Origin of the sequence: Dyadobacter sp. (assembly GCF_039919315.1) — a bacterium.
Taxonomy (GTDB): domain Bacteria; phylum Bacteroidota; class Bacteroidia; order Cytophagales; family Spirosomataceae; genus Dyadobacter.
Map to the genome: position 1 here is coordinate 39,628 of NZ_JBDSFX010000067.1, position 19,940 is coordinate 59,567.

The 19,940-nt window shown below is 45.8% G+C and carries 12 protein-coding genes; 1 reads left to right on the plus strand and 11 read right to left on the minus strand.

The window, feature by feature from the left end; genetic code table 11:
* Window positions 1-1,470: 1,470 nt before the first annotated feature.
* A complete protein-coding gene (locus tag ABIO93_RS18455; protein WP_348070287.1) occupies window positions 1,471-1,920 on the plus strand; it encodes a nuclear transport factor 2 family protein in 450 nt (149 codons plus the stop codon).
* Between the two features lie 170 nt (window positions 1,921-2,090).
* Here the strand turns inward: ABIO93_RS18455 and ABIO93_RS18460 are convergent, their stop codons facing one another.
* The 11 genes from ABIO93_RS18460 to ABIO93_RS18510 all read right to left on the minus strand — a co-directional run bounded on the left by ABIO93_RS18460 (window position 2,091) and on the right by ABIO93_RS18510 (window position 19,902).
* Window positions 2,091-2,252: a hypothetical protein gene (locus ABIO93_RS18460; RefSeq protein WP_348070289.1), complete on the minus strand. Its 162-nt coding sequence runs from the start codon at window positions 2,250-2,252 to the stop codon at window positions 2,091-2,093.
* A 35-nt stretch (window positions 2,253-2,287) separates the two neighbouring features.
* Window positions 2,288-3,484, minus strand: a complete 1,197-nt coding sequence (locus ABIO93_RS18465) for a heparan-alpha-glucosaminide N-acetyltransferase domain-containing protein (protein WP_348070291.1) — start codon at window positions 3,482-3,484, stop codon at window positions 2,288-2,290.
* Window position 3,485: 1 nt separating this feature from the next.
* Complete coding sequence (locus ABIO93_RS18470; RefSeq protein ID WP_348070293.1) at window positions 3,486-5,093, minus strand: tail fiber domain-containing protein; 1,608 nt, start codon at window positions 5,091-5,093, stop codon at window positions 3,486-3,488.
* Window positions 5,090-6,364 carry a DUF418 domain-containing protein gene (locus ABIO93_RS18475; protein WP_348070295.1) on the minus strand — a complete coding sequence of 425 codons (1,275 nt, stop codon included), beginning with the start codon at window positions 6,362-6,364 and terminating at the stop codon, window positions 5,090-5,092. Before ABIO93_RS18475 ends, ABIO93_RS18470 begins: the two co-directional genes overlap by 4 nt.
* Window positions 6,365-7,073: 709 nt before the next feature.
* Window positions 7,074-7,472 (minus strand): nuclear transport factor 2 family protein, encoded by a 399-nt coding sequence (locus ABIO93_RS18480; protein ID WP_348070297.1) that lies wholly within the window; start codon window positions 7,470-7,472, stop codon window positions 7,074-7,076.
* Between the two features lies 1 nt (window position 7,473).
* Window positions 7,474-8,313 (minus strand): MBL fold metallo-hydrolase, encoded by an 840-nt coding sequence (locus tag ABIO93_RS18485; protein ID WP_348070299.1) that lies wholly within the window; start codon window positions 8,311-8,313, stop codon window positions 7,474-7,476.
* A gap of 135 nt (window positions 8,314-8,448) precedes the next feature.
* Window positions 8,449-9,027: a Crp/Fnr family transcriptional regulator gene (locus ABIO93_RS18490; RefSeq protein ID WP_348070301.1), complete on the minus strand. Its 579-nt coding sequence runs from the start codon at window positions 9,025-9,027 to the stop codon at window positions 8,449-8,451.
* A 179-nt stretch (window positions 9,028-9,206) separates the two neighbouring features.
* The gene (locus ABIO93_RS18495; RefSeq protein WP_348070303.1) at window positions 9,207-10,400 is read right to left on the minus strand and encodes a hypothetical protein; all 1,194 of its coding nucleotides are present in this window, start codon (window positions 10,398-10,400) and stop codon (window positions 9,207-9,209) included.
* A 12-nt stretch (window positions 10,401-10,412) separates the two neighbouring features.
* Complete coding sequence (locus ABIO93_RS18500; protein WP_348070305.1) at window positions 10,413-11,993, minus strand: RagB/SusD family nutrient uptake outer membrane protein; 1,581 nt, start codon at window positions 11,991-11,993, stop codon at window positions 10,413-10,415.
* A gap of 82 nt (window positions 11,994-12,075) precedes the next feature.
* On the minus strand, window positions 12,076-15,216 hold the full coding sequence (locus tag ABIO93_RS18505) for a TonB-dependent receptor (RefSeq protein WP_348070307.1): 3,141 nt from the start codon (window positions 15,214-15,216) through the stop codon (window positions 12,076-12,078).
* Window positions 15,217-15,801: 585 nt separating this feature from the next.
* Window positions 15,802-19,902, minus strand: coding sequence for a two-component regulator propeller domain-containing protein (locus tag ABIO93_RS18510; protein WP_348070309.1), 4,101 nt, complete (start codon window positions 19,900-19,902; stop codon window positions 15,802-15,804).
* Between the last annotated feature and the right edge of the window lie 38 nt (window positions 19,903-19,940).

The window sequence follows — 19,940 nt, forward strand, 5'->3', positions numbered from 1 at the left end:
GTTTTTTGAACTAGAAAAAAAATTTGAAAGACCAAGTGTAAACATTTTTGATACTGATTCTGACACCATGAACAAACTAGAAACAAATCTGCCAAAGGAAAACTTCATTTTTATCAATCGCCCGGATTTCTAAAAATTGGCGTATCTGTACTATACAAGCTCTTCCTTAAACAATAATTTTGGATTGTTTTAAATCACGATCCGCCATGCATGCAACCCCGACCGATACTAATACTAATTTGTTATTTGCTCCCTCTTACACAGCATCAGGTGAAAATGCCCACAACGCTCCATCCGCACACGGGCAGTAATTGATCATCACAAATCTGCGCAGCTTCACTAAAGCAGATAGGTCTTATCATGAAAATCTGAATACCGACTAAACCCGCCAAATATCACACAATCTTGAATTGCTAATTGTATGGAAACTATATACAGAAAAAGTCATTATTTGTTTCTGATCTTGACAATTATTTGCTTTGCTGGCTTTTATAAAACATATTTTGGGTCAATCAAAGCATTTAGCAATGTAAACTTTCTTGTTCATTTACACGCTATTGCCGTGATAATATGGCTAATTCTTTTAATTATTCAACCAATATTAATCAACCAAAAAAAGCTATCCTTACACCGAACAATTGGAAAAGCTACTTACTTCTTTGTCCCGTTGGTTATCATTCTCATGTTGCTCATGGAAAGAAGCTTGTATCAAAAACTTGAATTACAGAACACACAACACAATGCAAACCTGGCAGGTTTGTTTGGTCCATTTACCAATACTTTCCCCTTTCTCATTTTCTATATACTTGCGATAAAAAACAAGAAATTCACATCAACACATGCTAAATATATGATTGGAACTGGTTTTGCATTGTTGAGTTCGGCCGTCTGGCGGTTATTCCATCACTTGTTTGGTTTAAATTTGTTTCTATCTTTTACATACGCTATTTTGTTGACAATATTAATAATAGTCATATTCGGTGTCTACGATTTTTTTAAAGGCAATAGGAAAATAACTAGCCCTTTCGTCATTATTTTTCTGGTATACTTTATACCTAATTTACTTTCCTTATTTGTACCAAACACAGCTTATTGGCAAAACTTTGCGCAATGGCTAGTAGGCTTCTTTTGATTACATCAAGCTTCTGATCATATCGTGCCCAACCGGGCTTTTTCGGCTGCCCAATTTGATTTTTTTAAGAAGATAATTCAATCGGGCGCAAACCTGAAATCAAGTTTCAAGTCCCATCCATGGCCGCCTGAGCACCCCCGGGGCTCATTATTAGGCTACTGATTATGATGGGGTCAATTATTATTATGAAAGTTTCAACAACAGGGTATTCCGTTTATACATCATTGGATTACCAGCCTACATATCGATTTACGCTTTTTTCTTTTTGTCATAGACGCCGATCCATGCAGGGCATTCTGGTGGATGTTCTTTTGAAAACTGACCTAAACACTCATATCATGAAACGCATTAAACTAATGCTCGTAGGCCTGCTGGTCCAGGTATCATTTTTGAGTTTTTCACAATCCGCCGATGAAAAAGCGGTGATGAAATTGAGCGCGCTGGAAACAGAAGCATTTTTAAAAAGCGATACCATCGCACTCGAAAAGTTGTGGTCACCGGCGTACGTGGTGATGAACCCGTTCAATAAGATTGTGACGGTAAGGGAAATTAAGGCGCTAATCCGAAATTCGAAGATCAATCAGGTACGATTCCAGCGCGTCATAGAACGCATAACGATCCATCAGGATATAGCAACTGAAATGGGACAGGAAATCCCGGACGAAAAAACAGCAGTAGAAGGCGTTGCAAAACAAGTGCTCCCAAAAAGACGTTTTACAAATATCTGGTTGCGGAACGGTGATAGTTGGCATATTGTATCTCGCCAGGCCACCAATGTTTGTCCTTAGTTGTTTTGAGCCAAATCTGAAACATGCGTACTATCTGAATTTAACATTGCGCGGACAAATCCATGATTATCGTTGATTTCAAACCACCAATCCCAGCACTGTGCGAATACATCAGACTGTTTTCCAACCCGGCGCCCTGTACAGTCAGGTACGTATCGGCACAAGGTTGATCATCGAGTAAGGCTAAGAGAAATCTGTATTGTAGCTTGCTGGAACCAGATTTGAAGACCAACAATAATTTCTGGCCGTTCTGCATATTCTTTCAGGATAATGTTGGGTGTCACGCTGGCAAACTGTTTGAAGTCCTTTGCCAGGCGTTTGATGGTCGCCATGTCCAAGTAGGTCAATCGCTAAGACCCGATTGCCTTTAAAGGTAGCTCCATATTCTACTACGTTTTTGGCTTTTAAACCGGTTATACAAAAAGCATAAGGGATAAAAAGTCAGGACCACCAATATCCATGCTAAGTATGTCATTTCCAGAGATAAGCCCTGGCCTGGTTCAACACCGCCCAAACCGTTCTGAAAATTAATTTCCGGCCAGGGCACACCTGTCCCTAATAAATAGCCGACGGATAGCAGGTGAATCAGGTAGAAATGCAGTACATAGTAAAAAAGCGGGACACGTCCATATACGGCCAGGAAATTCAATCCCCTCGCGTGCTTGCCTTCCAGCCAGCGGAGCACAAGCAGGGTAGCCCCCAGGGTAACCAGTACATACGATAGCGAAGCCGGGTACTTGGAAACGTTTAGAAACGACATCACCGAATACAAGGTTTTTTTTTGCATGGTCCAGCGCACGGGATCACCATAACCATTCGCGATGCGGAGGGCTACGAACCCGACAAGAGCTGCCATCCCAAGCCAAAACAGCATTTTTTTTCGCTGTTCGGTGCGAAAGCCATGACTGTACAATTCCCCGAAGCAATAACCCAGGGCCATTATGCCCACCCAGGGCAGCACCGGATAGAGAACAGACAACTGGAAGTGAGCAGTAAGCGGTACGATCTGCCGCTGGTGTAATAACAACCAGCCCAGAGAAGATAACCCGCTTTCGGTTATCGAGAAACTATCCAGCAGGTTATGGCCAAAAACAATGCACAACCCAATTCCAAGAATCAGCTGCTTCGGCAGAACCAGGAGCCCGCTGAGCACCACCATACTGACGCCAATGGCCCAGATGACCTGTAATTCGATGGTCATGAACGTAATGTCGAACCAGAAGGAGAAGTTGATGACCGTAATTTCCAGAAAAATTAGCCACAGGCCGCGTGTAAGCAAAAACGAGCTGAGTTGCCGAGGTGTTTTCTTCCGGCCAGACAGGTAAGCTGCTGTTCCGGCCAGAAAAACAAAAGCGGGAGCGCAAAAGTGGGTGATCCAGCGGGTAAAAAATAGCTCTGGAGTTGTTAGTTCCAGGTCTGTTGGCTGGTATAGAAGGGCGTCTTTGTGAAGAAATTCACGTGTGTGGTCCAGGGCCATCAGTACCATCACCAATCCCCGCAGCACATCGATGCTGGAGACACGGGGATTGGTTTTAATAAGCGGAAGTGTTGCGACAGATTCCATACTATTTCGCGATAACCAATTTTTTGGTGGCCACGCTTCTTCCGTTTATCAGCAGGTGGTACACATAGACTCCCGATGGCAATAAACTGGTGTTTAGGGTCAAGTTACCTTCTCCTTTGTCACGAATATCGACCTGTTGCACTTGCTGCCCATTCAGGCTGAAAAGCCTCAGCTGGGCGGTCGTTGCTTCACTGGGAATGTGGTAACGGACGACGGTCAAGCCACCGGTCGGGTTGGGTTCGTTCTGCGATAGACGGGCGAAGGCCGCTTCCTCCGTGTTGAACGCAACCGCCGATTTTCCAATGAGTTGCTCCAGTTGGCTGATTCTCGACTCCAGATTTACAATAGTGGCTTCTTTGTCTGCTAACTGCCGGGCGTACTTGTCGTCCATTTCGCGAACGGCATTGACCAACATATAGGGCAAAGCGCCGGCGTCGTAATCCAGGTAATCGGCTTTTTGTCCGGTGGAATCCTGGCTGGTAAACCGGCCAATGGTGTAAGGCGCTATTTTCTCCATCTCCTGTGCAATCACGCCCACATACTGCTTGTTTTTGGGCATTCCGGCCAGACCGTTGTAATTGAACCGGACAGGTTTGATCTGCTTGATTACGTCCAGGCCGTCGGTAAATGAGGTAACGTTTTGCTTGAGCCTGCTATCGGAAGCCACTACCCAGGCACTGCTGCCGGGCTTGGCCGCCTCACCACTGCCCAGATGAAGGCGATACGCTGGTGACGTAGTACCAATGCCTACGTTCGCATCAGCCTTCGCCCCATTTATACCGTTAATGGAGCCCAGCACGAAACCGTTGTTGACAGTAACCTGGGCGCGGAAACCAATGGCAACAGCGTTAGTCAACGGACCTGAATTGACAGGCTTGAAGTAGGTGCTGGCACCCGCGTAATTACCCAGAAAAATATTTGAATTTCCCTCCGTGTGGATTTCACCCGCTCTCAGGCCAATAATGATGTTGTCGATACCAATCGTGTTGCGACTGCCTGCATGTGTTCCAAGAAAAAGGTTACTATGACCTGTGGTATTGGCTATACCAGCCTGAACGCCTAAGAAGGCATTATCATACCCGGTCGTGTTCTTACTTCCCGCCTCAGTCCCGATAAAAGAATTATTATAGCCGGTTGTATTTAGGCGCCCGGCACTCATCCCCAAAAAAGTGTTCCAGCCACCGGTCGTATTGGCACGACCTGCTGAAGTCCCTACAAAAACATTGATTACCCCTTCTGTATTGCTATAGCCTGCCGAGCTTCCGATAAATATGTTATGAGAGCCAGAGGTGTTGGCTTTGCCTGCCGAGTTACCAATAAATACATTATTCGCTCCTGAAGCGTTAAAATCGCCGGCATAAGACCCTAAAAAAGTATTATAGGAGCCATCAATAGTAGAACGACCAGATCGGTGGCCAATAAAGGTGTTTTGCTCGCCGGTAGTATTAGCCATACCGGCATCAATTCCTACAAAAGCGTTATGAATCCCGGTCGAATTGCTGGCACCAGCATTGGCACCCGCAAAATAGTTTTTTTGGGCAAAACTCCGCTGCACAGTTACTGTCAGCAGGATGTGGATAGCGAAAATGAGTACGTGATTGGTTTTCATTCAGATAGAATTTTAGATGTGGAAATAATTGTTATTGTTTTGTTGGTCCGCATGGGTTGAATCTGTCCATACGTCAGTGAACGCCAGAGCCATTCTGCGGGGCCGAACCGGAAGTGCCGGAGCCACCAGGTGCTGAAAAAGAGTTGTCCGGCAAAGAGGGTGAGCCCCAGTAGCAGCGCAAGCGCCGGCCCGATCTGGCCCATCCATCCCAGGCCCAGTCCATAACCGTAAAAAAGCCACGACCATACCAGTGTTTGGGTCAGGTAATTGGTCAGCGACAGGCGTCCAACCGGTGCGAGCTTGTCCAGCCAGGTTTTCCAACGTGCCGATTGGTATAGCAATACAATTGCCGATACGTAAAAGGCTGTCATGGCCGGTATGCCAAGAAAAGCCAGGGATTTCAAGCCGCAATATAGAAGTGAATCGACAGGGATCTGGCCTCTGAACAACCGATTGATCAACAGGGCGATACCTCCTGTTACCCCAATCGCCAACCCGCCCCAAAACAGTCGACGGAACAACGGCAGATGATCCTGCCAGTTGTGAAACAGACGTTGGCGGCCGGCCCAAACACCCAGCAGCATCGTACCGAGCGTGATGACCCAGAAGAGCAGCATAAAGGGAGACCACATTTCGTAACGATAAAACGCCCAGTTGCTTTGCAGTACATTTAAGTAAGTCCCGTGAGCAAAAACGGGCAATACCGTGGCTTCCAGGCCGGGCTGTTGGGTTGTCGGATGACTGGCAGCAGGCGTCGAAAAATAGGCACCCAGGTTCACAAATCCCACCGGTACGATCAGCGCGAGGCCGACACCCCAAATAAGGATTGTTTTGTTTTTCAGACGGTTAAATACCAGTAAAACCATCCCAAGCAGCGCGTACCAATGCAGGATATCGCCCCACCACAGCAACAAGGCGTGCAAGGAACCGATGATGAACAGGACACCAAATCGCCTTAGGTAGACTGGCCAGGCCGTTGCATTCCGCTTCTCGGCCTGGCCCAACTGCACCGCAACACCTAGGCCAAACAGAAAGGCAAACAGGGTCACGAATTTGCGGCTGATCAGGAAATCCATTCCTAACTGTACCAGTCTATCAGATAAGTTGGGCGATAAGCCACCAGGTTCTGCGGCCAGGGCCAGCGCACTTCCGGAGAACCACGGTATCAGGTTGGCCAACAGAACGCCAAACAAAGCGAAGCCACGCAGCACATCCAGCAAGGGTAACCGTTCATACTCCTTATGCGGAGCGAGGATTGGTTGATGAGTCATTTTCATTCAAATTGAGATGGAGTTGTCACTGTTCGCCGGTAATTCCAGCGACAATGCAAACGTAGCCTTGAGCAGGCTGGCCATCCAATTTTTACAGGTATACGAAAGGTAAAATGCAGCCAGGACCCAGGTGTACGAAAGGTAACAGGCTCATCTGTTGTTCAAAAAACTGTCTTTCCAGGTGATTAGAGGGGCTTTCTGAACTATTGGGCAACCCAATAGGATGAAGATTACAGAAATTCATCTTGATGCCCGTTGCCCCCTCTTTTGTGGTCCGGCATGTTATACGTTGTCAGGAAAAGAAAATAGTATTCCAATGCCATCGGGTGAGCTGCTTTGTTTATTCGGCCTGACCGCATACCGTTATACGTATTGCTGGTACGCTGGATGTTCCCGCGCTCTTTATCTGTTTTAGATTGGCTTTCCGTTGAACTAACTTCACTATCTGTGGGGAGAGTAAGCAAGGGAAAAGAGTGTAAGGCAGAAGTTGAAGGAATCAGAGGTACGTCAGGCTTGACCAGGGTCTCGCGGAGAGCGGTCGACGCAGTGGTCTATGGGGGCTACCTTTCGGGATAAGGGCAGTTTGCCTTCGAATAAAACGGGAGTTGGAGTATTTTGGACCCTGGCTTCGGACAGCTCAGGGTTCCACTGATCTTAAAAGCAGAAAACAAAGACTGGATTTTGTTTTTCGTTAATCTCGTCAATTTTCCTATTTCATTGCATTATTCACCGGTTGACTGTCCACAAACTGTTCAAAACGTACGATTTTACCGTCTTTCAGTTTCCAAACATGCGCAACCCTTGCTTCGAATGGTTTGCCCGTCATTTTGTAGGTACCCGTATAGGTTCCATAGGCTACCACCTTATCTTCTGCTGCTACGTAATCTTCCGGCGTGAACTTGTAGCCGATCCATTCACTTCCCAGTCGTTTGAAAACGTTTTGAATCACATTTTCTAAACCTGCGTAAGTGCCTGCACACGGAAAACCTGCGGCTTCTGTCCAGGAAACATCTTCGGCTACATACTTTGCCAGGTTTTTACCATTCTCCTCTGAAGTCTTTCCTTCATAGGTGCTTTTCACAATTTCGAGATTTGTCATGTTTTCCATGTTACCATTTCATTTCACCCGTGTTTACTTTTGCTCCAATCTGGAGGGCGGTTTCGAAAGTAAGGGAAGGATATTTTAATTTTATCGCTTTCATTAATGCCTCGGAAGTCGTATTCGATTTGAGCGCCTCCTCGTAGAATTGAATATAGCTTTTTGTATGCTGTACTGCCGATAGGTCGAATCGACTTTCTGAATTAGCGTGTGCAGGAATTACTATTGACGGGTTCAAACTTTCGATTTTGTCTAAAACAGCTATCCACTGCTGACGGGCTTCGGCTGTTTGAGCATCGGCCATCCACAGATTGAATGTGGTTCCGAAAACATTGATTCCGCCCACGACCGCTTTCATGGAGGGTATCCAGACAAAGGTTTTGGTAGGAAATTCTTCCAATCCCACAATTTCCAGTTTATGACCTTCCAGATCAAAGCTATTTTCTTTCAAAACCTGTGGCAGTACAACATTGGAGGTAATGCTTTGCCCCAACCGTGCGCCCCATACATCCAGCTTTTTCTGGGCTGAGGCCTTAATCGACTCGACCGTAGCCGGGGAAGCGTAAGCCGTAACATCCGGGAAATATCTTTTGAACACCTCTAACCCAAAATAGAAGTCTGGGTCCGCGTGGGAAACATAAATCGCTGTTAATTTTTTTCCCAATTTTTTAACCTCCTGCGCTACCTTTTCAGCGTCGGCCAGTGTAAACTGGGCATCAATTAAAATCGCATCTGTTTTCCCTGATAGGATGACGGATGCAACTCCAAAACTATTTTCAGATGCGTTGAAAACTTCCAGTTTCAGGCCGTTTTCCTGAATTGTTTTAAAACCTTGTGCTTGTGATTCCATACTTAATAATGTTGAAACTGTTAAAAAGGCTGTTAAAATGATTTTCTTCATCAATTTGCTCATTAAATGATGATGCAAAGTTGATGTTACCCAGCCGCGAAAACTTTAAAGTAGTTTAATAAATCACCGTAGCGTTTACGATCCCAGGGAAATTTTTTTTCGGATGTTGCTTAAGAAAACATTTGTAATACCCAGATAAGCAGCAATTTGTATGTTCGACAGGCGCTGTATCAGTTGTGGCTGCTTTTCCATGAATTCCATATAGCGCTGCTCGGCATTCTTGCTCAGGTTATCAATCATCCGCCGTTGCAGTGCCACGTGGGTTTTTTGCGTCATAATTCTAAACAACCTTTCAATTTTTGGAATATGTTCGTAGGCATAGTCTTTGTCGCCCCTGTTTATGATCAGTACTTCGCTATCCTCAAGTGCTTCTATAAAAAGCCGGGAAGAGCTTTGGTTGGTGAAACTGTCAATATCCGTGATCCACCAGTTTTCCTTTGCAAAATAAAGTATTTGCTCAAAGCCATTCTGATCCACGTGATAGACGCGGAAAAGACCCCTGGTAACAAATCCTTCAAACCGGCACACCTCTCCCTCTCGCAGTAAAAATTTCTTTTTTTTGATTTGAACGGCCTTAAATAAGCCGCAAAATTTTTCCATATCCTTTTCAGAAATGGAAATGTGGTTGGAAATATTATTTCGGAGTTCTATCATAGCCATCATTGAAGTGACAATTACTTCCAGCGAGTAGGATTCCGACAAATGTCAGCAAATATATGTTCCGCCATGGAATAAAATCTTTGTAAAACTGCAAAAGGTGTTCGAGGAAATTATTTTTTTTCTATTTATTGGAGGAGAGTCAGACCTGTTACCGGCCGTTGCCAGCCTTATCATTACTTCCGGATATAGTTATGAATTGCCAATTCCGCCTTGTTCGGATCCTTGAAACCCAGTTGCATCCTGTCCTCCTTGAGGTTGATGACATATGCCTTCGACCAAACCTGGTCCCTCCCCGTATTAAGCGGGACGACATCAATGAAAGATATGGTCTTTGTTTTGACATCAAAAAAGTAACTGCCCTGGAATGTCCCACTTTTGGTTATCCCTTTTTGGTTCACCTTTGCGACAGGCTCGGCTGTCCCGCTTCTTAGGCCTAATGTCATCGTGCCGTAATCCTGGGCCGCACCCATCCAACTTTCATAATTTGGATCGTACAGCCAGCAATCCCCTCCTGTTTTGGTACATTGATTATCCCAGCCATAATCGACACCCGAGAAATACAATGGGCCTTTGAATTTCGTTGAAGCACCTTTTGCGTCAATATCCAGCACCCAGGTTTTTTCTTTACCAATTCCCCCGGTGAGTAAGGTAAATATGGGGTCTTTATAATATACCAGGATTGCCGGGTCAAAAATGCGGATGGAATAATTGATGGTGTCGACTGCTGTGCCATAAGTGATTTTATTCGCCAGCAAAGGATCCGCGCCGGAAAAATTGCCGGGAACCTTCACGATTACACTCGAATCGGTGTAAACAGCTCCGGCCAAATCGGCATTGACTCCCTGAAATGCTATTTTGAGGGCGTTTTTGAGATTATATCCAACGATGTTGATCGACTGACCGGGTACAATGATGCTGGTAGCCGTATCCTTCGGTGCAGTAGCATAATTCCTCACACGGGAAATAATAGGCGGACCGGTAATGTTGATGGTGAACGAAGTTGAACCAGCGCTATTCACTACTGTCACCACATTCACTTTTTCCCGTGCCACAGAATCAAACGGAATCGAAGGAACCTGCACCACAATGCTTTGGTCTGTAATTAAAGTCGCATTAATGGTGGCCGGTCTGCTGCCGAAGTTGACCTGTGAAATCTCTCCCAGATTCTTCCCGAGCACCACCACCCATTGTCCAGCCCTGAGTGTCTCCACCAGGCTGTCGCTGGGCGATGCTGCATAATTTCGTATTTCAGTGATAACCGGAGGTGCACCCACTTCATCCTTCTCACATGCAGACAGTAGCAGTGAAGCCGCAGCAATGCTGCAAAACAGAAGAAAACAAATTCTGTTATATATGATTTTTTTCATTTCTCTAAGTTTTTAAAACGAGTAAGGTACGGGAGCTTCTAACAATTTGGGATTAGCCGTCACCTCCGGTGAGGGTATCGGTAATTTGAATGTAGTGGTGTTGGCAGGTGTAACACTGGCGAGTGTACTACCTTTTGTTACCACGGCACCATCGTAGTTAAACAGGATCCGTTCCTGTTCATTAAGCCTTTTGATAGCCTTTGGTTCGTTGTAATAAGAAAGCCTAACCAAATCTCCCCAAAAATGCCCTTCGGCTGCCAATTCAACTCTTCTTTCCTTGAACAAGGTTTCAGCATCCAGGGATGTTACCGGAACAAGACCGGCCCTGACACGCACTTTGTTGAAATAGAGCAGCGCATCCGCATTGGTTGTCGAGGCATTGTTGCCCATCACAGCTTCTGCATAGGTTAAATACACTTCGGCAAGCCTTAACAATGCATTGTGCTCAATAGAAGATGTCAATGTCATCGTAGGCGCACTGTTGTCTACCCTTGTACCAATGATGTGCTTTTTCAAACCTGCGTTACCGGTAAATTTGTAACCTCCTCCTGCCGCATTCAGCTCAGCGTAATAGTCGCCTTTAAGCATCATAGTGGCCTTACGTCTGATTGAGTCTTCCGCCGCATACTGCTTATAGAGATCGTAAGTAGGAGCTATCCCATACCAACCCGACTGACCAGCGGCCGAAATCTCATTACCACCCGGTGAATAAATTTGCAACATGTTTCCTTCCAGCCACCCAGTTCCCGCAGCCCATTGCAGTGCAAATAAGGATTCCTGATTATCGTTAAACTTCGTTTTGAAAAGATCTGCATAGTTGGGCAGCAACGACAACCCGCTTTGTTTGCAGACGTTACCAGCATGGAGTTTGGCACTGTCAAGAAGTGCCTGGTTGCGTGGGCCATTGCCTTTTGCCTCCAACCCTGCCCAGGTCAGATATACTTTGCCCAACATACCTTGTGCAGACCATGTCGACACCCTTCCGGCGTCTTTCAGGGGAAGGTTTTTCGCTGCAAAAAGGAGATCATTCACAACAAACTGGAAAACGTCATTGACCGTATTGCGGGGCACTAACGGAGAATTGATAAGCTCTGTATTATCTTCTATAATGGGTACATCTCTCCAAAGCAGGGCCAGATTATAATAAGCAAATGCCCGTAAGAACTTTGCTTCCGCAATCGCTGCATTCCGGTCTTTTTCAGGAATGGAAGCTGGTGCCTTTTCCTGAATTGCTTTAATGGTAACATTGCAATGTGCAATGATCTTGTACATGGCTTTCCAGTTCGCAATCATAATTTCATTGCTTCCAGTGACCGAAAAAGTATGCAGCTGGACAGCGTCCCCCCAATAATTCAGGGCCATATTACCGCTGAGCACTTCACCAATAGGCAAGTAGCAGTTATAATTCCATTCAGCCCACGGCTTACCACCGTATAGGGCAGCCGTTGCCAGTCTCAGGTCGTTGGTAGTCTGATAGAAGTTATCAGCGCTTATCTGCGACAAAGGAGGACGATCCAGAAAGTCATCACTGCATCCGGTTGTGAAAACGGCAACGAAAAGCAGGGCTGTCGCTATTTTGTTCTTTATTTTCATTTCTCAATATTTTTAAATGTATATCACATGAAGTATGATCACCGGACAAGTATTAGCCAGCTTTGCATATATTCTGAAAGCATTACTTGGTTAACTGCAGACTTGCGCCTACGGTAAACACACGCGGTTGCGGATAAAAACCACTGTCATACCCTGCATTCAGCGGGTTCCACGAGCCAATTTCCGGATCCATTCCTTTGTACTTGGTGATCAGGAATGCATTGGATACGTTTACATAAACCCGCAGTGAGTGAATGTGCGCTTTTTCCAGCAGTTTGTCTGAAAGCGAATACCCTAGCGAAATGGTCTTAAATCTGATAAAGGATCCATCCTCGACGTATTTGTCGGAGGCCCTGTTATTTCCGTTGGTATTGTCATTTCTGATGCCTGGAATATCAGTTTCAGGATTAACCACATATACGTTGTTGATGTCAGAATCCGGTTTGGTGGGATCAATCAAAGCAAGTTTCGCGTAGTTGCTAAGCGCTTTAAGATAGCCGAAGCTTGTCCCCGGGTACTCGCCCGTCATGCGCATTTGATTGAATACTTTATTACCGTAATTGCCGGTTAAAAATACGTTCAGATCAAATTTCTTGTAGGATAATGAATTATTCAAACCCAATTGCAGCTTTGGAATGGGCGATCCGAGATAGGTTTGATCGCGCTCATCGATCGTCCCATCGCCATTGATGTCCTTAAATTTGAGGTCGCCATACCAGATGCTACCTCCCGCCGCGGCGACGGGTAAAGGGGCCCCGTTCTTAGTCGGCAACGCGTGGGTTTCAAAATCCTCCTTTTTTGCAAAAACGCCGTCTGCTTTGTATCCATAGAATTGTCCGATCGAGTTTCCTACAACTGTCTGGCTATATGGCCATCCTACTAATGATGCGCCATCGGTGTTCAGCTTTAATACTTTATTGATGTTACGTGATACCGTCAGATCGGTTTTCCACGTAAATGACTTCCCCTGAATGTTTGTAGAGCTTATTTTAAAGTCAAATCCTTTGTTACTGATCGTTCCTACGTTTACGTAAGGCGCATCCAATGCTCCGGGAGACCAGCCGACAGCTGTTCCTGAGTAAAATGGCAATGGAATTTGCATTAAAAGCCCATCTGTTTTTCGATTATAAAAATCGACGGAGAAGTTGATACGCCATGAAAACAATGCACCGTCGAGACCGATATTGCTGTATTTCGTTTTTTCCCATTCCACATAGGGGTTTCCAATGTTTTCAGTGAGCTGGGAAATACCCGACAAACCGGTAGCAACAGTGGCTAACGTAGAGGTATATGCGTAGTCCCTGACGTTTTGATTATTCGTTAGACCATAACCTATCCGCAGCTTCAATTCATTGATATCTTTGAAGTTTTTCATAAAATCCTCATTTTGAATCTTCCAGGCTACCGCACCCGAATAGGTAGTTACCCACTGGTTTCCGGCAGCAAATCTGGAAGAACCGTCGGCCCGGACGTTTGCGGTTATCAGGTATTTATCAAACAATCCCAGGTTCAACCGGCCAAAGTACGATTCCTGCGCGTTCTGACTTTTCGAACCTAAGTTAGTAGCAGAAGTTGGATCACCGCTGCTGATAACCTGCACATTGTTGGACGGAAAATTATTGCGGCCTGCCTCTACGCTTTCACCTTTGCTTAGCTGGGCCTCGTGTCCCACCATTAGATTTGTATTGTATTTATCACTGAACAAATGTGAGTAGGTAAGGTAGTTTCTTACCGTGGTATAAATGTTTTGATTGTACTTATAGGATCCGCTATTGCTATTGTTTTTCACGAGCCCCATGGTGTAGCTTGGATTAAATTTATCCTCTGTACCCATTGAGAGGCTTCCTGTTACCTCATTTCTCAATGTCAACGATTTGCTGAATGTTATCTCAGCATAGGCATTTCCAAACAACTGATTTCTGTTTGCCTGATCTTTGTTGATCGTCGCCACAGCAAATGGGTTAATGGTACTGTTCACCCAACCGTTAGGGTTATACGCACCGCCCCAGCTGCCGTCCGCATTCCTCACCGCGATGTCGGGAGTTTGGCTGAGTGCCGAATTAATTACGTTTGAACTGGTTGCATTTACATTCTCCCGGATATTCGCGAGTTGCAGACTGGTACCAATCTTCAACCAACTGGTCGTCTTGTTGTCGAGGTTCAATCTAACGGATATTCTTCTGAAATTAGAGCCCGTAGCAATCCCTTCCTGCTTGAAATACGAACCTGAGAACAGGTACTGCGTTCTGACATCACCGCCGTTGATAGTAACGGTGTGGTTAGTCATCGGCGCATTTTTAAATAGCTCCTTCTGCCAGTTGGTACCCTCGCCGAGGTATTGAGGATTAGCCAATTCAGGCCGTTTATCAAATCCCCAGCCCAAACCGGCATTTCTGTCATTGATAAAAGTGGCGTATTCCCGCAAATTCATAGTAGGAATTCGCTTGGGCAACTGTTGGAAACCTGTATAGAAGTCGTAGGAGATGCGTGGAGGTGTTACTGCGCCTCGTTTTGTGGTAATGATAACTACTCCATTCGTAGCCTGTGAGCCGTAAATAGCGGTAGCGGATGCGTCTTTCAACACGTCCACCGATTCAATTTCTGACGGATTAATCGCCGCCAACGGATTAGTACCTGCACCCATCGAACTTGCGCCGCTTAAAATCACACCGTCGATCACATATAACGGTCCTCCGCCCCCAAAGGAAGATATCCCTCTGATCTGCACCGAAACGCCTCCGCCAGGTTGCCCCGATACCTGCTGCACTACCATACCTGCCACTTTCCCCTGTAATGCCTGATCGAAGGTGACAGGGTTCGTTTTCCGGATTTCAGCACCGGAGACGGAAGAAATGGAACCAGTAACATCTTTTCTTTTTGATTCACCATACCCGATCACCACGACTTCTGAAAGCGTGGCAATGTCCGGCTGAATTGTGATGTCAAAACGGGTCTTATTTCCCACAGTAATTTGATCCGGCAGATACCCGATAAAGGATATTTTAAGAACATCCTCAGGCGCTGCCTGAATAACAAACTTTCCGTCCGGATCCGTGGAGACTCCCATCGTTGTTCCTTTCAATAGAATGGTCACGCCGGGCATGGGGCTTCCCGTTTCACTTTTAACCGTTCCTGACACCTGTTGCCGTTGCGCATAAGCCATGATGCACGAAAACAAAATAAGCGCAGTAACACAGAAGCATCTGTAAATTTTTTTCATCATTGATTTTGTCTTAATTCGGTACACTGTGCGATTTAAAAACGGATTCCTTTATCCTATGACAGACCTGCGCTGGCACGCGCTTACCTTTACAGCGCCTTACATAGGGGAATCACTTGGCCCCAAAGGTATGCGGTCAGCGTGCTTTGGGATGGTACGAATTAGTCCTAATTAAAGTGATAAAAAGTCCGCAAATGATCCAAATGAACAAAATCAGTACATATTTTATCTCAATTAAACTTGATTTTGTAATACGGAGATGACGACCCATTGCGATCATCAGCGTTGCGCGATGCGATGTTCGCTAAGGCAGAGATCATGTAACGGCGGGGTCAAAACAGCATTTAGAAAAAACGTAAAGGCAAGCACCTCGCCTCAAAATAAGTTGCAGAGTAAAGCGGTCAGCCAACTGATCAATGCAGAAAGCAATACATAGGAAAACACTTCGAGGCAGAGAAGTATTGTTAGTTTTCTTTTCATGGGGCATCAAAGAATGAGTGGCCCAAAAGTAGGGAAACTGATTCTTGGGAAACGGGATAAAACATCCCAAATGATGGTGAAAATTGTCCTGATCGGTACGTTGCCGGTTTACGCTGTTCCTCGTTTACCACCGGCATAGGCGGAAGGTAGGGTGTGATACTCTTCCTTGAAGTAGCGTGTAAAATATTTAGGATTGTTAAAGCCGACTTGGTAGGCAATTTCAGAAACGGAAAGCTGACTTTTTTCCAGGAGTTGGGCCGCATGCTGCAGCCTGATCAACCGCATTACTTCCAGTGGGGATTTACCTGTGAGCGTCTGAACCCTTTTGAAAAATTGCGAACGGCTCACACCCAATTCACGCGCCAGATCAGTAACACTGAATTCGGCATTTGAAATGTGTTTCTCAATTACCTGAACCATTTCCTTAAGAAACAGTTGATCCAATGAGGTGATCTGAATTTCACTTGCCTTAATTCCATTCTTCGGCGCAAAAAGGGCGTGCAGGTCCTGCCGAGACGAAATAAGGTTTTTAATCCTGGATTCCAGCACTTGAAAGTTGAATGGCTTGCTAATATATTCATCGGCCCCCGCTTCAAATCCTTCCAGACGCTGTTCATCTTCGGATCGCGCGGTGAGTAAAATAACGGGTGTATGGGCCACTCGCTCGTCTGATTTTACCATTTTACAAAAGTCGAGGCCATTCAGCCCGGGCATCATAATGTCTGTCACGATCAGGCGGGGTTTTTGATCCAGTGTCTTGTTCCAGCCTTCCTCGCCCGTAGAAGCTTCAATCACCGAATACGAATGTTTCAGATTGTCTTTCAGATAGAACCGAAAATCTTCATTATCCTCAACGATCAAAATAAGTGGTTTACCTGTCAATCCATGATCGGTTTGAATTCTGATATCGGACACAGCAGCCGCGACTGGTTCGTTCACTACTTCATACAACGTCCTACCCGGCGTCTTCAATGACAGCATCACAATAAAACAGCTACCCTGCCCGACTTCACTTTCTACGCGAATCGAGCCACCATGAATCCGGATGAATTCCTTGGTAATGGCAAGTCCAATACCACTCCCTTGGTTAATGATCGAATTCGGCAAATCATTCTGAAAAAATCGCTCGAAGATCAACTCGTGTTTTTCAGAGGGAATCCCAATACCCGTGTCCTTGACCCTGATCTCTACCATCTTGTCTTCCCTGGTCTGCTGAACGTCCACCGTTACGGATACCTCACCAGGTCCCAGCGTAAATTTAATGGCGTTTGATAGCAGGTTAAACAAGATCTTTTCAAGCTTATCGTGATCAAAGATCGTTTCCAGCGCCAGGACATTGGAATTAAAGGTTAGCCTGATTTCTTTTTTATCAGAAAGATCGGAGAATGAGTAGACCGTATCTTTAATGAACAGGATAATGTCGCCGTCCGAAGGCTGAAACCGGATTTCCTTCTCTTCAAGCTTCCGAAAGTCGAGCAACTGATTGACTAGGTTCAGTAATCTCCGACCATTTCTTTGAATCAGATCAAACTGTCTGCGTTCGTGAATATCGGTGGCTTTTTCACTGAGCTTTTCAACCGGGGCGAGGATAAGGGAAAGAGGTGTTCGCAGCTCGTGGCTCACATTCGTGAAAAACTTCGTCTTCAAGATATCTAGCTCCCGCGAACGCTTTGCCTCTTCATTCGTCTGCCTGATTGCGAATTTCATCCTTTCCCTTTCCTGTATCAGCTTACGAATGACCAGCATAAGCAAGACTATGGCCAGCACATACAAAAAATACGCGGTCGGCGATTTCCAGAAAGGCGGAAGCACTTTGACCTGCAACGCTATTCCATCTTCATTCCAAACCCCATCGTTGTTTGACGCAATCACACGAAAAACATAGTCGCCCGCATCAAGATTGGTGAAGGTAACTCTCCGGTTGCCTGCATTAGTGACCAGCCAATCTTCATTAAACCCTTCCAGTTTGTACTTGTATTGATTCTTGGAAGGCTGGATAAAGCTCAGTGCAGCAAATTCAATGGAAAAGACATTGTCACTCGCTCGGAGCATAATGGGCGGATTTGTTGTGATCGAGGCAGCCAAACTGAACTTGCCTTCGGCCGGATGCGCGGGAATAATGCTGCGATTAAACAGTTGAAAATCAGTGAGTGCCAGCCGGGGGACAATCCGGTTCTTACCCAAATCGCCTGGCCTGAATATGTTAAACCCATTGGCACCGCCAAATATCAGCTCGCCACTGCGCGTCCGAAGCGCAGCATCTTCGTTGAATTGCTTGCCTTGTAACCCATCGATTTCAGAATAATTACTGAAACTCACCTTCAAACCATTTTTGTCTGATGAAATGGTTGCGGATGAAAGTCCGTTAGGCGTGCCCAGCCAGAGCCGTCCGTCTGTGTCTTCCACCATCGACAGAATGGCATTGTGAGGAAGGCCCTGCTTTTCGGTATAGTTGCTAAATGTATTCGATTTCCTTTCCAATACACTTAGCCCACCGCGGGTCCCGATCCAGATCCGTCCTTTTGAATCTTCCAGAATACCTAAAATGTCGTTGCTGCCAATGGATTTGGGATTGTTCTTTTCTGTTTCATAGTGGACGATCTCCCCGGACGTTTTTATCAGTACATCTATTCCATTGGGTGTTCCAAACCAAATATTAGCGCGGGAATCCTCGAAGATGGTAGGGATATAAGCCGAGTAAAGCGCACGTTGCGCCGGGTGAGTGTACTTCGTGAAGTTTTTTGTATTTCGATCAAACAGGCAAAGTCCGCCGTCGAGGGTGCCGATCCAAAGTCGCTGTTGCGAATCCTCAAATATTTCCCACACGCTTCTTCCTGACAGGCTTTGGGGTTGTGCAGGAGCATGCTGGTACCGGGTAAACTTTTGTCCGTCAAAACAATTCAATCCTCCCAAAAAAGTACCTATCCATAATTGATTTTGATGGTCGAGGCACAAACTGACGATCACATCGTTAGCCAGGCTCTGCGAATTGCTGGGATCGTGCCGGTAAGTTGTGAATTTCCCGGTACGCCGGTCGAAGTATATCAGTCCTCCGCCATTTGTTCCAAGCCAGAGATTACCCTTGCGATCCTCAACAAACGCGTTGATATCATCAAATGGCAGCCCGTATGGCTTCGAATACCGGTTGAGGAGCGGAAAGCGCATGATGTCTTTGTGAAAATAATTCAACCCGCCTTTGTAGGTCCCGGCCCAGATTATCCCATCGCTGTCTTTGAGCATGGTGGTAACTGCGTTATGGCTCAGCGTATGGTCGTTCTCCGCAGAATGCGACATATTCGTCACCGACAGCTTTTTCTTATCCAGTACGTCGATACCGTTTTGGCCGTTAGAAATCCAAATATCTCCCCTATTATCCCCAACCACACGAGTGATCATGTTAGAACTGAGCCTAGGGCTCCCAAAAGTCTTCCCAAGATGGTTTATCTTGCTTTGCCCCCAATTCAAATAAGCCACCCCCATGTCGTAATTCGTGGGATACACCCAGATATCCCCGTCACTATCACACGTGAGCTCACACTGCAAATAATCGTTCTTAGTAAGCCTGCGGTCATTAAAAAAATTCAGCCTTTTGATCACCTTCACAGATTGCTTTCCAAGCGTGATATTTTCGACCATCCCATTGGAATGGGCCACCCAATACGTACCATCTGCATGTGGCACAATCGATGTGACATTGTTACTGACAATGGAAGTACTGTCGCGATCTGAATGTTTTATAAAAATCGCCTTTCTGCTTTTTTCATTGTAGCAGATCAGTCCTTCGTTGTGAATGATAAACCAAAAGTTTCCCTTATTATCCGTTACAACGGTTTTAAGATTGGAAGGGTTACTAATTGAATAAGCCATAAAACCCTGAGAAGGGCCCGAAAAGGTTTCCTTTGCAGGATCATACAGGCAGGGGCCTACGGAAGTAATAACGCCCATTTTGCCATCTGGCATTTTAAACAACCCTGCAATGTAATCGTAAAATAGTGATGTAGAGTCAGATGCATCGTTACGGAAGACCTTAATGTTGTAGCCATCAAAACGGTTGAGGCCTGATTCCGTGCCGACCCAGAGGAAGCCTGTTTCATCGCGGTATATGGCCGTTACATGGCCATGCGACAGACCATTGCGGGCATCGATATGGACAAACCGATGCTCCTGCCCCACTGATATGAAAGGGGCATGCATCAGTAAAATCAGCATGATCGACCTTAAGCACTCCGGTAACCTCAATCGTCTCA